General features: G+C 44.6%; 14 protein-coding genes and 5 tRNA genes. All 19 read right to left on the bottom strand.

Annotated features, from left to right (window positions below):
• Positions 1-128: 128 nt before the first annotated feature.
• Complete coding sequence (gene rplL, locus HADU_RS11815) at positions 129-497, bottom strand: 50S ribosomal protein L7/L12 (protein WP_004813560.1); 369 nt, start codon at positions 495-497, stop codon at positions 129-131.
• 48 nt (positions 498-545) lie between these two features.
• Entirely contained in the window at positions 546-1,052 is a 507-nt protein-coding gene (rplJ, locus tag HADU_RS11810) for a 50S ribosomal protein L10 (protein ID WP_004813562.1), read from the bottom strand.
• 298 nt (positions 1,053-1,350) lie between these two features.
• The gene (gene rplA / locus HADU_RS11805; RefSeq protein ID WP_004813564.1) at positions 1,351-2,046 is read right to left on the bottom strand and encodes a 50S ribosomal protein L1; all 696 of its coding nucleotides are present in this window, start codon (positions 2,044-2,046) and stop codon (positions 1,351-1,353) included.
• 3 nt (positions 2,047-2,049) lie between these two features.
• Positions 2,050-2,478 carry a 50S ribosomal protein L11 gene (gene rplK / locus HADU_RS11800; RefSeq protein WP_004813566.1) on the bottom strand — a complete coding sequence of 143 codons (429 nt, stop codon included), beginning with the start codon at positions 2,476-2,478 and terminating at the stop codon, positions 2,050-2,052.
• Positions 2,479-2,596: 118 nt separating this feature from the next.
• Complete coding sequence (gene nusG / locus HADU_RS11795; protein WP_004813568.1) at positions 2,597-3,130, bottom strand: transcription termination/antitermination protein NusG; 534 nt, start codon at positions 3,128-3,130, stop codon at positions 2,597-2,599.
• Positions 3,131-3,137: 7 nt separating this feature from the next.
• A complete protein-coding gene (gene secE / locus HADU_RS11790) occupies positions 3,138-3,578 on the bottom strand; it encodes a preprotein translocase subunit SecE (RefSeq protein ID WP_004813570.1) in 441 nt (146 codons plus the stop codon).
• A gap of 78 nt (positions 3,579-3,656) precedes the next feature.
• Positions 3,657-3,732 (bottom strand) — tRNA-Trp (locus HADU_RS11785).
• A gap of 49 nt (positions 3,733-3,781) precedes the next feature.
• Positions 3,782-4,972, bottom strand: a complete 1,191-nt coding sequence (gene tuf / locus HADU_RS11780) for an elongation factor Tu (protein WP_004811166.1) — start codon at positions 4,970-4,972, stop codon at positions 3,782-3,784.
• 151 nt (positions 4,973-5,123) lie between these two features.
• A tRNA-Thr gene (locus HADU_RS11775) sits at positions 5,124-5,198 on the bottom strand.
• Positions 5,199-5,215: 17 nt separating this feature from the next.
• Positions 5,216-5,291 (bottom strand) — tRNA-Gly (locus tag HADU_RS11770).
• Between the two features lie 38 nt (positions 5,292-5,329).
• Positions 5,330-5,413 (bottom strand) — tRNA-Tyr (locus tag HADU_RS11765).
• A gap of 56 nt (positions 5,414-5,469) precedes the next feature.
• A tRNA-Thr gene (locus HADU_RS11760) sits at positions 5,470-5,545 on the bottom strand.
• Positions 5,546-5,643: 98 nt separating this feature from the next.
• The gene (gene trpE, locus HADU_RS11755) at positions 5,644-7,137 is read right to left on the bottom strand and encodes an anthranilate synthase component I (protein WP_004813574.1); all 1,494 of its coding nucleotides are present in this window, start codon (positions 7,135-7,137) and stop codon (positions 5,644-5,646) included.
• A 108-nt stretch (positions 7,138-7,245) separates the two neighbouring features.
• A complete protein-coding gene (locus tag HADU_RS11750) occupies positions 7,246-7,914 on the bottom strand; it encodes a phosphoglycolate phosphatase (protein ID WP_004813576.1) in 669 nt (222 codons plus the stop codon).
• An 82-nt stretch (positions 7,915-7,996) separates the two neighbouring features.
• Positions 7,997-8,650 carry an FHA domain-containing protein gene (locus tag HADU_RS11745; RefSeq protein ID WP_004813578.1) on the bottom strand — a complete coding sequence of 218 codons (654 nt, stop codon included), beginning with the start codon at positions 8,648-8,650 and terminating at the stop codon, positions 7,997-7,999.
• A 64-nt stretch (positions 8,651-8,714) separates the two neighbouring features.
• Positions 8,715-10,967: a type II secretion system secretin GspD gene (gene gspD / locus HADU_RS11740; RefSeq protein WP_004890583.1), complete on the bottom strand. Its 2,253-nt coding sequence runs from the start codon at positions 10,965-10,967 to the stop codon at positions 8,715-8,717.
• Positions 10,968-11,005: 38 nt separating this feature from the next.
• Complete coding sequence (locus HADU_RS11735) at positions 11,006-11,872, bottom strand: type II secretion system protein N (RefSeq protein WP_004813583.1); 867 nt, start codon at positions 11,870-11,872, stop codon at positions 11,006-11,008.
• Complete coding sequence (gene gspN, locus HADU_RS11730; protein WP_004890585.1) at positions 11,872-12,615, bottom strand: type II secretion system protein N; 744 nt, start codon at positions 12,613-12,615, stop codon at positions 11,872-11,874. Before gspN ends, HADU_RS11735 begins: the two co-directional genes overlap by 1 nt.
• A 184-nt stretch (positions 12,616-12,799) precedes the next feature.
• Positions 12,800-13,126: an H-NS family nucleoid-associated regulatory protein gene (locus HADU_RS11725; protein WP_026056799.1), complete on the bottom strand. Its 327-nt coding sequence runs from the start codon at positions 13,124-13,126 to the stop codon at positions 12,800-12,802.
• Positions 13,127-13,312 lie beyond the last annotated feature (186 nt).

Raw genomic sequence — 13,312 nt, 5'->3', positions numbered from 1 at the left:
AATTTGTATGAATTTCTATCATGCAAACAAAAATCGAGCCGATTATTGTAACGCAAAAAGGCTGATGACCCAAGAGCCATCAGCCAATTTTTGGAGCCGATTATAAAAAAACCGACTCCCTTAAGAAATTACTTAAGAGTAACTGTAGCACCAGCTTCTTCAAGTTTCTTCTTAAGCTCTTCGCCTTCTTCTTTAGAAACGCCTTCTTTAAGAACAGCAGGTGCGCCTTCAACCATGTCTTTAGCTTCTTTCAAGCCAAGGCCAGTAGCTTCACGAACTGCTTTAATTACAGCAACTTTGTTCGCACCAAAAGAAGTCAACTCAACGTTGAATTCTGATTGTTCTTCAGCAGCAGCAGCAGCGCCTGGAGCAGCAGCAACAGCTACAGCAGCAGCAGATACGTTGAATTTCTCTTCGAAAGCAGAGATTAGTTCAACAAGTTCAAGAACAGTTTTTTCTGCAACTGCGTTTAGGATTTCTTCGTTAGTTAAAGCCATGAGAATAACTCCAAATGGAAATTGAATGGTGTGGAAATAAATTTAAGCTTAAGCAGCTTCTGACTCGTTTTTCTCTTTGAGCGCAGTAATAAGGCGACCCAATTTCGAAATAGGAGCTTGAAGAACGTTTGCAAGCATAGTAAGCGCTTTTTCTTGGTTCGGAAGATTCGCGATCACGCTAACTTCAGCACCTTGATAAACCTTGCCATCAAATGCAGCAGCTTTAAGTTCAAATGCTTTGTTAGTTTTTGCGAATTCTTCGAACAAGCGTGCAGCTGCACCCATGTCGTCTTCAGAAGTCGAGAAAGCTAAGATTGTTGGGCCAACAAGGTTGTCGTTCAAGATATTGAATTGAGTATCTTGAAGAGCACGTTTAGCCAAAGTGTTACGCACGATACGTGTGTGAACACCTAGTTTACGAGCTTCAACACGTAGAGCAGTTAATTGCTCAACTGTTAAACCTTGGTAGTCAGCAACAACAGCGGCAAATGCAGTAGAAGCAACTTCAGCAACTTCAGCTACGATCTGTTTTTTGCCTTCAATAAGAAGAGCCATTGTAAAACCTCCTAACGGTGATTTATGTACTTCAAAGAAGTACACTCCCAATTCGCAAGTCCATCACTGGACCTACACGCGGAGGATGAACAAATCACACCACCGCGTCTACGCAGGCTGGACTATTAAGAGAAGAGCATAAAACTCCCCTCGCCTGAGGTCTTTGACGCTGATAAATTCTCATTTATCAATTCAAAGTCTGCCTAAGTTCACAAGAGACGGAGCGTTTCTTGCGTGAAAATCAAAGCAGCGCTTTGATTTTCACTCAGGGCTTTAAAATTCTGTATAAGTTTAAAACTTATTTAGAAACGTTTTGAACATCAACGATCAGACCAGGACCCATAGTAGAGCTTAGAGTGATCTTTTGGATGTAAATACCTTTAGAAGTAGCAGGTTTTGCTTTCTTAAGGTCAGCTACAAGAGCTTCAACGTTTTGACGAACAGCTTCAGCAGAGAAACCTACTTGACCGATCGCAGCGTGGATGATACCCGCTTTATCTACACGGTAACGTGCTTGACCAGCTTTTGCATTTTTAACTGCAGTAGCAACGTCAGGAGTTACAGTACCCACTTTAGGGTTTGGCATTAAGCCACGTGGACCAAGAATCGTACCAAGTTTACCTACAACGCGCATTGCATCTGGAGCAGCAATAACTACGTCGAAATCAAGGTTACCCGCTTGGATGCTTTCAGCAAGATCGTCGAAACCAACAACGTCTGCGCCTTCAGCTTTAGCAGCTTCTGCAGCAGCGCCTTGAGCGAATACAGCTACACGTACAGTTTTACCAGTACCTGCAGGAAGAGTAGTCGCGCCACGAACAACCTGATCAGATTTACGAGGGTCAACACCTAGATTAACAGCGATATCCAAAGATTCTTTGAATTTCGCAGCTGGAAGGTTAGTAAGAACTTCTACAGCTTCTTCTAAAGTGTAAACTTTTTGCGCTTCAATAGCAGCAGCAATGGCTTTTTGACGTTTAGTTAACTTTGCCATGTCTTATAGCTCCACTTCCAAGCCCATAGAACGTGCAGAACCAGCGATGGTACGAACACGTGCGTCTAAATCAGCACCAGTAAGATCTGGTTCTTTAGTAGTCGCAATTTCTTCTAACTGAGCACGAGTCAACTTACCAACTTTAGTTTTGTTAGGTACAGCTGAACCTTTTTGGATACCAGCAGCTTTCTTAAGAAGAATCGCAGCAGGTGGAGTTTTCATGATGAAAGTGAACGACTTGTCGTTGTACACAGTGATCACGACTGGGATTGGCAGACCAGCTTCAAGCTTTTGAGTAGCAGCGTTGAATTCTTTACAGAATGCCATGATGTTAACACCACGTTGACCCAGTGCAGGACCAATAGGTGGAGATGGATTCGCTTTACCAGCTGGAACTTGCAGCTTGATATAGCCGTCAATCTTCTTAGCCATTTCAAATTACCTCTGGGTGCAAACGCCGCTAGGCTCCCCAATGATTCTACGTAACGATAACCGTTACAACAACAATGCCCGATCCTTTAACAAATCGGGCGTTTTCAACCAATACCGATTAGATTGTTTTTTCGACTTGGCGAAATTCCAATTCAACCTGAGTTGGTCGGTTAAATACATTGATTGTCAGCGTTAAGCGTGACTTTTCGTACTGAACCTCTTCCACCACACCTTTAAAGTCTGTGAATGGACCGTCAATCACAAGTAATTCTTCGCCTGGTTCAAACATCGTCTTAGGACGAGGTGCTTCACCAGTATTGCGTACACGCGCAAGAATCGCATCAGCTTCTTTTTGCGTAATTGGTGCCGGCTTTTCTGCCGTACCACCAATGAAACCTAATACTTTTGGACATTCTTTAACAATGTGCCAGGTTTCATCGTTCATTTCCATTTCGACCAATACATAGCCTGGGAAGAACTTACGCTCTGATTTACGTTTCTTGCCATCCTTCATTTCCACTACTTCCTCAGTAGGGACCAGGACTTCACCAAAGCTATCGGCAACAGCGCTACGCTGGATTCGATCATTAAGCGAACGCATCACTTGTTTTTCATAACCAGAATAGGCATGAATAATGTACCAACGTTTCATAGCTCTCTTACCCGATAATAAACTTCATTAACCAGCCTAATACGTAGTCAAAACACCATAAAACAACGGCTGCAATGACAACAACAACAAGAACATGCCATGAGGTGGTCACTGTCTCTTGTTTGGTAGGCCAGGTCACTCGACGGAGCTCAATTCGTGCGTCTTTCAGCAGTCGAACAAAGCCTTTGCCTTGATGGGTGGCGTATAATAAACCTAAAGCGCCCACGATACAAGCTAAAATCACCCCAACACGAACCCAAATATCATTCGCCGGTGCCCAGTACGCTGGCAAATATTGATTTACCATCATTGCACCCACCAATAAAATCAAGGCGATAACCCATAGAACAATGTCCAATGGAGAACCGGTTTTTACATCTACAGCAGGATTATTTCTTTGGGGAATTGCCGCGCCGCTCATTGCGTCACGTGATTTATCATTCGACATTTTTGTACTCGTCGTAGGTTTCGCGACTTATTATATGACCAGATTTGCCGACATCAAGCGTCTTTTAAGAAAAAATGATGGCAGGTCAGGAGGGACTCGAACCCCCAACATTCGGTTTTGGAGACCGACGCTCTACCAATTGAACTACTGACCTTCAAAAAGACAGACTGGAGCCGGGGCTCCAGTCAATATCTTATACTATATTATGCAGTAACGCGAGATACTACACCAGCACCCACTGTACGACCACCTTCACGGATCGCGAAGCGTAAGCCTGCGTCCATCGCGATTGGGTGGATCAGCTCTACTGACATCTCAACGTTGTCACCAGGCATAACCATTTCAACGCCTTCTTTAAGCGCGATCGCACCAGTTACGTCAGTTGTACGGAAGTAGAACTGTGGACGGTAACCGTTAAGGAATGGAGTATGACGACCACCTTCTTCTTTAGAAAGTACGTATACTTCTGCGTCGAATTTAGTGTGCGGCTTGATTGTACCTGGTTTAGCAAGTACTTGACCACGTTGAACGTCTTCACGCTTAGTACCACGAAGAAGAACACCACAGTTCTCGCCCGCACGACCTTCGTCAAGAAGTTTACGGAACATTTCAACGCCAGTTACAGTTGTTGTTTGTGTATCACGGATACCAACGATTTCAACTGATTCACCAACTTTAACAATACCAGTCTCAACACGGCCAGTTACTACTGTACCACGACCTGAGATTGAGAATACGTCTTCGATTGGCATCAAGAATGCTTGGTCGATTGCACGTTCTGGTTCTGGGATGTAAGAGTCAAGCGCTTCAACAAGAGCTTCAACTGCAGCTTCACCATATTGACCAGCGTCGCCGTTAAGCGCAAGAAGAGCTGAACCACGGATAACTGGAGTGTCATCACCTGGGAAGTCGTAAGTAGAAAGAAGTTCACGAACTTCCATTTCAACTAGCTCAAGAAGCTCTTCGTCGTCTACAAGGTCGCATTTGTTCAAGAATACAACGATGTAAGGTACACCCACCTGACGAGAAAGCAGGATGTGTTCACGAGTTTGTGGCATTGGACCATCAGTCGCAGCACATACAAGGATCGCGCCGTCCATCTGAGCAGCACCAGTAATCATGTTTTTAACATAATCGGCGTGGCCCGGGCAGTCTACGTGAGCGTAGTGACGAGTTGGAGAATCGTATTCTACGTGAGAAGTGTTAATGGTAATACCACGTGCTTTTTCTTCTGGTGCAGAGTCAATTGCAGCGTAGTCTTTCGCTTCACCACCGAATTTCTTCGCACATACAGTTGCAATCGCAGCTGTTAAAGTTGTTTTACCATGGTCAACGTGACCAATTGTGCCCACGTTAACGTGTGGCTTATTACGTTCAAACTTAGCCTTAGCCATGTTCATCTTCCTCGTTTACGTCGAACACAATTCTGAGTAAAACTCAGCTCCGACATATCGCCTAAAAAAATCAAACGCCCAATACTTGAAAAGCAGACTAAATAGCCTGCTTTTGGAATCTTTTGCAACAATGTTGCGATAAACTGTAATCTGGAGCTCTTATCGAGATTTGAACTCGAGACCTCTCCCTTACCAAGGGAGTGCTCTACCACTGAGCTATAAGAGCAAATATTAGTACTTCAATGGAGCGGGAGACGAGGGTCGAACTCGCGACATGTAGCTTGGAAGGCTACCGCTCTACCAACTGAGCTACTCCCGCACGATGTTGGTACAAACCACTTATTGAAGTCTTAAAATTGGTGGTGAGGGAAGGATTCGAACCTTCGAAACTTTCGTAGCGGAGTTACAGTCCGCCCCCTTTGACCGCTCGGGAACCTCACCATTTTTTACACTTACATCAGTGCTGTTCTTTACTCTACACTAGAAACTCTCTAAGATGGTGCCGGCACACGGATTCGAACTGTGGACCTACTGATTACAAGTCAGTTGCTCTACCAACTGAGCTATGCCGGCGTTTCTTAGTGTTTCGTACGTTTCGTATCGGAACGGTGTGCAGTTTAGCAAAACTCAGAAACCATGCAAGTGTTTTTTTCAAAAAAAACGTCAAAAACTCATAAAATCAAACCATTTGATGATAATTCAACCGCTTTGATCACTGCGCGAGCTTTTATTTGGGTTTCATTCCACTCAGATTCAGGATTTGAGTCAGCAACCAGCCCTGCTCCGGCCTGAACATAGACCTTATTTTCACGAATGACACAGGTACGAATCGCAATCGACATGTCCATTTCGCCGTGCCAGCCTAAATAACCAACAGCACCACCGAAAATTCCACGTTTTACCGGCTCAACTTCGTCAATAATTTCCATGGCACGAATTTTTGGTGCACCAGAAAGCGTGCCTGCCGGGAATGTTGCTTTAAAAACATCCAATGCATCTACATCATCACGCACTTCACCTTGTACATTCGAGACAATGTGCATGACATGCGAATAACGTTCGATCACCATTTGATCAGTCACTTGCACTTTACCGATTTTTGACACCCGACCAACATCATTTCGGCCCAGATCAATCAGCATTAAATGCTCGGCAATCTCTTTTTCATCAGAAAGCAGATCTTTTTCTAATGCCAGATCTTCTTCTTTGGTCTTGCCACGCGGACGAGTCCCTGCCAGGGGACGCACAGTAGCAATCCCATTTTCCAAACGAGATAAAATCTCAGGTGAAGAACCTACAATATGGAATGGTGTCTTGTTTTCTAAGGTCTGCCCTTGCACCAAGAACAGGTAGGGTGATGGGTTAAGGTGGCGTAACGCACGATAGACCTGTAGAGGCTCTCCATCAAAATCAGAGACCATACGGTGACCGGGTACTACCTGCATCACATCACCAGCACGGATGTACTCTTTCACTTTTTCAATAGAAGCAAGGAAGTTGTCATGCCCGGTTAATGACTCAAAATGCGGTGGAGTATGTTTTTCTGCTTTCAGACTGATTGGTGTTGCCAGAATATTTTCCAATTCATTTAATTTTTCATGTGCTTTTTCATATGCATTAGCATCATTCGTATCGGCATGCACAATCAAAAACAAGGTATCTTTGAGGTTATCAAATACGATCACTGTTTTAGACAGCATCATCCAGATATCTGGCAAACCTACTGGATCGGCTTCAGGGACATTATTCAGCTTTGGCTCGATATAACGTACCGAGTCATAGCCAAAGTAACCGACCAGACCACCAGTAAAACTTGGTAAAGCAGGTAAGTCTGCTTGAGTCGGCACTTTAAACTGCGCCTGAAAGTCGCGAATGTATTGGAAGGGGTCTGAACAGTGCTGCTTTGCAATCGAGCCATCGGCATGTTGTACCGTCAGTTCACCTGCGTTACAGGAGAACACGGTAGATTCACCCAAACCGATGATTGAATAACGCGCCCAGTTCTCCCCCCCCTCAACCGATTCAAACAGATAAGCCTGTTGATGCTGTTTAAGGCGAGCAAAAATAGAAAGGGGCGTATCAGTATCGGCCAAGCGCTGACGGTAAACGGGAATCAGGTTATAGCCTTGCGCAGCAAGTTGCTGGAATTGTGCTTGAGTGGTCATTCGGTTTTTCTCTTTAAATTAGGGTTACTCAGTGTGTAAATAGAATTGGACTGAGCGACGCCATCGAAAAACCTTAGAACTATTCATTTTAATTCCCTAATACCCTAATTAAGCCAGCAGTTCACGTAGATCATCCACAATCTCCTGAGGATGGCTGTCTGCTATATTCTCACCATGATTATAGCCATAGCTGACTACAATACAATCTATACCGGCACGGCGTGCAGCTTCGACATCATTCACCGAGTCGCCAATCATCAGCACCTGCTCTTTGCTGACAGCATAATGCTCGACACAATGCAGCAATTGACGCGGATCCGGCTTACGCTCGGTAAAACGGTCACCACCAATAGTGTCATCAAAATACTTCGCCATATCCAAAATATCTAAAATACTGCGTGCAGGCTGTTCGGGCTTATTGGTCACACAAATGAGCTTTTTACCTTGTGCTTTACCCCATTGTAGAAATTCAATAATGCCCGGAAATGGTACGGTATCGACACATGGATCAGCATTGTAGACTTCCAGGAAAGTATTTAGTAATTCCTGATGCTGTGCTGGATCCAAACTTCCAGTCAGGTGCAGTAGTACGCTTTCACAAAACTTCGAACTACCTTTGCCAATCCAGACTCGTACCTGTTCTTCAGTCACAAAAGGCAGTTGCAGCACATTTAAGCTCATATTCATGGCACGATATAGGTCAGAAGCCGAATCCACCAAGGTGCCATCCAGATCAAATAAAATCAGCTCACGTTTATCCAGTTGTGCTATAGACATTTCCACTCTCTTTATCTTTATTCATCACACAGCCACAAAAAAAGCATGCGATTGCATGCCTTGATTGTAACCAATACTTGGCTTATTTAAAGAATAGCCAAGCCATAATTGCTAAAATCACAATAACAATTAAAGAAATCAAACCGACTGAAGCATTTTTTTGCTGTTCCTTCATTTCTTCTACACGAGAAACAGGTTGCTCAACAGGAATTGGTGTTGGTTCAGGTTTAACCGCAGATAAATCTATACCTTCAGGAATTGGCGCCGGTTTTGGAATACCGACATTAGTTGGCATACCATCACGAGTCAACTGAACTTCAGCATCACGTTCTTTTAGCTCTGGTATACCCTGATCATTCATCTGATGGGCAGCAGTCTTCTCAGCAGCCTCTTCAATAATACGTTCAGCTGTCTGTTCTAGTTCAGGTTCGACGATGACTTCTTGTGCTGGCTCAAGCACAGAAAATTTCAGGCTAGCAAACTGTACGATATCACCCTGTTTCAGCAATGCTTCTGAATCAATGCGCATATCATTGACAAAAGTACCATTTGAAGAACCTAGGTCTTGTACCCACAGTGCATCTTCCTTCAGCAAAAAGGCAGCATGCTTACGCGAGATTTCTGCAGCCTGCAACACAATATCTGCTGCCTGATGACGACCCACCAGCATGTCACGGTCAATGCTAATTTCCTGTCCTGTCAGATCGCCAGTAATGGCTTGAATTTTCCAAGTCATAACATCCACTTCTCTTTTATTCTGTTACGTTGATCATAACATGCTGTTTGCAACCACCGCACCTCTAGCTTTTCGGACGCAACGTCGTGGTTGTCACTGTATTTCGGGTTTTTTCTACATTTTGTACTGGTTGCACAGATTGCTGTTGCACTACAGGTTCAATTGCAACTGGCGTAGTGACTACTGCCACCGGCTGTGAGGCTACAGGTGCAGTTGGTACAGTTTGGTAATTCGACCCTAGGGGTGTTTTAGAAACAGGGAGACGTTGTTGATATACATCATCCAGGTTTTCTGGCAGTTTGGCAAAATTACCATCCGAATCTAGCGCCAATTGCAAGCTATACAGCTGACTATAGCGCTGCTGGGAAATTTTACGTACTTCATTTTTATCCCCCACAATCGTTGGGTGAATAAAAATCAGCAGGTTACGCTTCTGATTGGATTTACCTTCCGAGCGGAATAAACGCCCTAAACCAGGGATTGCACCCAAACCCGGTACCGCCTGACGACCGTAGCTGGTGTTATCTGAAATCAGACCACCGAGCACAATGGTTTGACCATGTTCAGCCAGAATTGAAGTTTTGATCGCACGTTTACTAGTGACCAGATCTGATGCCTGCCCCTTATCACGTGCAACTGCAGAAACTTCCTGCTCGACTTCCAGACGTACGGTTCCATTTTCACCAATATGCGGAATGACTTTTAGTGTCACACCCACATCTTTACGCTCAATGGTGGTATAGGGATTGGCAACACCTGCCGCACCCGTAGAAACTGAACCTGTTACAAATGGAACGTTTTCACCCACTACGATATAGGCTTCTTCATTGTCCATGGTCACAATCGATGGCGTAGACAATAGATTCGACTTCGTGGTTTCTTTGAGTGCCTGAATCAGTGCACCATAGAGCTTTCGAGAACCATCACTGCCTTCACGATAATCACCTATCACGAGTGAGGTCCCTGTACCAATTGCACTGCCTGCCCCTGCCGCACCACCGGTCAGATAGCCGGCAGCAATATTTTTCAGGCTGGCACCAAAGTTATCAAAGTTAATCAGACCAATACCGCTACTCAGATCACCAAGTGCCCATTGCACACCCAGCTGGTCAGCATCCGTACCTTCCACTTCCATAATCGCAGCTTCAATTAACACCTGCTGACGACGCGTATCCAGCTGATTAATCGCTGACTCGATTTCGCGCATCAGTTGTGGATCAGCCTTCACTACCAATGAATTCTGGGTCGCATCAGCAATAATACTGACACCATTGGCATTAAAACTGGTAATTCCTTGCTGGTTATTTCCTAATCCTGAATTTAACTGAATCCCGGAAGTGGAAGCTTCCTGAGACATATTGGATGCAGAGCTGTTATTGCCCAATGTATTCAGCGAAGTTCCTGCGGAGCTGTTCTCTGAAGAAGAGCTCGAACGCCCCTGAGCCTGCCCAGAAACCAGTCCTTGTAAAATTTCAGCCAGGTTTTTGGCACTGGCATATTTCAGGCGAAAGACTTTTAGCCCCCCTAAACGATCCGCTGCAGGCACATCCAGCGTTTCAATAATCTGGCGAATACGCTTACGGGTTGCGGTATCGCCTTTGATGATAATCCGATTGGTCCGCTGATCTGCCATGACCCGCACACGTGAGCCTTTTAAATCCTTGGCAGCACCTGTAGCTGTCATGGACTCAATCAGGCCAATCATTTCCTCAGCCTGACTCGACTGTAAGGTAATGGCTTCCAGATCATTCTGACCGGTACCATCCAGGTTACGCACAATCGTTTCCAGCTGGTAAATATTGCTAGCGCGATCGGAAACGATTAAGGCATTGGTTCCTGGCACAGCCGCTAAATGGGCGAACTGCGGCATTAGTGGGCGTAGTGCTGGAATCAGGTCATTCGGATTGGTATTTTCCAGCCAGATTACCCGGGTCACAATCTGGTCACCAGTCGCACGGTTACGGGCATCATACGGAATACCGGAGTTCTTGACGTTATTGTCTGGCACCAGTTTGATGGTATTCCCGGACGGGATCGCCACGACACCATTAACATTCAAGACCCCAAGAAACAGATCATAGACTTCAGCCCGGTTTAATGCCCGGTTTGAAATGACTGTGACATTGCCGCGCACCCTTGGATCAACGGCAAAATTTTTCCCCGTAATATCGGCTACTTCATTAATAAAAGCAGCCAGGTCTGCATCACGCAGATTGATTTTCCAGGTCTGCGCATAAGTTGCGGTACTGACCATAGCCACCAGAGGTGCGGCAACACAAAGCGCCCATGCTGATCGATTATTATTAAATAAAGCCATAAACCTAAATGCTTCCCAACCCTATATGTGATGACACATCACTTTAAATCCTGTTGAATGGTCATCACCTGATCACCACGTTTAATTTCAAGTTTTACCTGGCCCTGCTGTCGTGCCTGTTCCAGTAACTGCACTTCAGATTGTCCTGCAGTGACGGTTTGACCATTCAGGGATACAATCCGGTCGCCGGGTCTGAGACCGAGACGGTTACGCAGCACTGCCGGAGTTCGCGAAGTGACTTCATAACCCCCTTCACCTGCAGAAACTCCCATATTTTCCAGATACTGTTCGCGGTTTTCATTCATCTGCTGAATCGCGCGACCAATCTCATTCTGCGGTGAAGCAGGCTCATTTGTTGGCTGATTCGCTGATCCACCCCAATTTGAGGATGACGATGAACGCCCACTTTTCTGCTCATTATTCTGCCAAGGCTGATTTAAGCCATTTTCCAAGCCCTTAAAGAAAACTTCCTTACTCGCACCATTTTGCTGACGAATGATCACCCGATCCCAGTACACTTCAGCCAGCTCATAGCCGCTATTACCCAAGCTCTCGCCAACACGATAGCGATCGACCTGATCATTCAGCTTCAATACTGCTGAAGACAAATAGCTTGGACTGGCAACCATCACCCCTTGTAACAGAATATTGGAGACTTCCGCACTTGCCGCACTTTGTCCAGTTTCCTGAAATAAGGCGAAAGAGCTGATATTCGGAATCCGTGACTGCTGTGAGCCCAACTCTACACGTTCTACTTGTAGGGCTTGAGGCGGTGCAACGACCAGCCAGAATAGGGCTGCCAGTTTCCAGCACAGATACAGAATCAGTAAAACTAAAAGTGCGGGTGCTGCTTTATTAAACGTCTGTAGATCCAGCTGTTTAAATTTATCTATATTGATGGCCATCAGTTTAGGCCTCCCATCAACGGCTGACGGGTGCTGATGACATAAGTGTCCAGTCCAGCTTTACCTTCATAGGAAGGAACATTCAGTAACATACGCTGTGTCAGTTGCACATTCAGCATCAGATCGGGATCAAGTTCAATATTCAGCATTTTCTGATCACGACTATCGCGAACATCTAGCAATAATTTACCTGACTCATCTGCCAGCTTCCCGGCAAGAACAGGAACACTCATCCGCTCTTGACGCTGTGCAAAGGTATAGATCAATTCTCCCCCGGTCCAATTCAACTGACCACTCACATCACTAAAGCCATTTTGTTTCTTATATTTAAAATCGAGCTGCTTAAATTGAATTGCATTGGTTGGCCATTGCCAGTCTGCCAGATTTTTCAAGGTTTCTGGTGCGACCTGTCCTTCCAGATTCCTGGCGACTAACGTTTTGGTCAGACCGTAAGCCATTACACCGGCAAGTTTAGTATTGCCGCTATGTACTTCCACATTTGCCCCGAGACGCAATAATAGCAAATCCAATGGACGGACCTGCCAGTTGAGGCTGCCACGCAATTGACCTTTTTTCCAGTCAGCACTCCCCTGCCAGATATTGCCACTGACGTTATGCAGTACCTGATTATTTTTATAAAATTTTGAAATCAGCCAGGCAGCCGGCACCTGCAAAACCACAAAAATAAAAAAGGCGACTATGGCCAGAATTAACCATTTGAAAGTTTTCGGTTTACTGCTCATCCCACCCCAACCAATCCATCAATTTCAGTTCCTGGTTATGATTCTTTTCTTAATATAAGTACATTATGCATACTTTTTTCACCACGCCAATTGAGGGGCATAAAAAAACCAAGCAATGATGCTTGGTTAAAGATATATAGATCATTTCCATGACTGACCTATGACAACATTCACAGTCAAATCTTTAGATCAGAAAATCTTCCAGCTTGGCACCTTGTTCCAGTTCTGCAACCAGCCAGCGTGGCTGTTTACCACGACCTGTCCAGGTTTCTTCCGGATTTGCTTTACTGCGGTAACGTGGTTCTACAGTCTTGCGAGATGATTTCTTGCGCTTAGAGGCACCGAACTCGAGCAACTGTTCAATGCTCATACCTACTTTTTCTGCAATGCTTAATACCTGATTATAAGCATCTTCGATTTCCTGGTCTTTTTTAGACGCAATTAATGCTTCAGCTTCAGCTTGTAAACGCTTTAACTCTTCAACTGATAAATTCGTAATGTCTGGCATCACTCTCTCCATAAAAATAATATTATTCGTTTTATAAATAACTTTTTCATAATATTTAGATTAAATAAAATATTCAATAAAAAAATTTGAACGGATAACAACAAATAATAAAATTAATTACAAAATTAAATAATTTGGCAGAGTAAAACTTGAAGTGCGACATAAACCACCTAATTAATTTAAAGGGTT

This window comes from Acinetobacter sp. HA, from assembly GCF_000264725.1.
Classification (GTDB): domain Bacteria; phylum Pseudomonadota; class Gammaproteobacteria; order Pseudomonadales; family Moraxellaceae; genus Acinetobacter; species Acinetobacter schindleri.
The sequence above is the reverse complement of the archived record's forward strand: the minus strand, read 5'-3'. Positions and strand labels throughout refer to the sequence as shown.

Excerpts from the sequence above, each read along its gene's own strand:
- rplL (WP_004813560.1), bottom strand. The coding sequence starts at position 497 with ATGGCTTTAACTAACGAAGAAATCCTAAACGCAGTTGCAGAAAAAACT.
- rplJ (WP_004813562.1), bottom strand. The coding sequence starts at position 1,052 with ATGGCTCTTCTTATTGAAGGCAAAAAACAGATCGTAGCTGAAGTTGCT.
- rplA (WP_004813564.1), bottom strand. The coding sequence starts at position 2,046 with ATGGCAAAGTTAACTAAACGTCAAAAAGCCATTGCTGCTGCTATTGAA.
- rplK (WP_004813566.1), bottom strand. The coding sequence starts at position 2,478 with ATGGCTAAGAAGATTGACGGCTATATCAAGCTGCAAGTTCCAGCTGGT.
- nusG (WP_004813568.1), bottom strand. The coding sequence starts at position 3,130 with ATGAAACGTTGGTACATTATTCATGCCTATTCTGGTTATGAAAAACAA.
- secE (WP_004813570.1), bottom strand. The coding sequence starts at position 3,578 with ATGTCGAATGATAAATCACGTGACGCAATGAGCGGCGCGGCAATTCCC.
- tuf (WP_004811166.1), bottom strand. The coding sequence starts at position 4,972 with ATGGCTAAGGCTAAGTTTGAACGTAATAAGCCACACGTTAACGTGGGC.
- trpE (WP_004813574.1), bottom strand. The coding sequence starts at position 7,137 with ATGACCACTCAAGCACAATTCCAGCAACTTGCTGCGCAAGGCTATAAC.
- HADU_RS11750 (WP_004813576.1), bottom strand. The coding sequence starts at position 7,914 with ATGTCTATAGCACAACTGGATAAACGTGAGCTGATTTTATTTGATCTG.
- HADU_RS11745 (WP_004813578.1), bottom strand. The coding sequence starts at position 8,650 with ATGACTTGGAAAATTCAAGCCATTACTGGCGATCTGACAGGACAGGAA.
- gspD (WP_004890583.1), bottom strand. The coding sequence starts at position 10,967 with ATGGCTTTATTTAATAATAATCGATCAGCATGGGCGCTTTGTGTTGCC.
- HADU_RS11735 (WP_004813583.1), bottom strand. The coding sequence starts at position 11,872 with ATGGCCATCAATATAGATAAATTTAAACAGCTGGATCTACAGACGTTT.
- gspN (WP_004890585.1), bottom strand. The coding sequence starts at position 12,615 with ATGAGCAGTAAACCGAAAACTTTCAAATGGTTAATTCTGGCCATAGTC.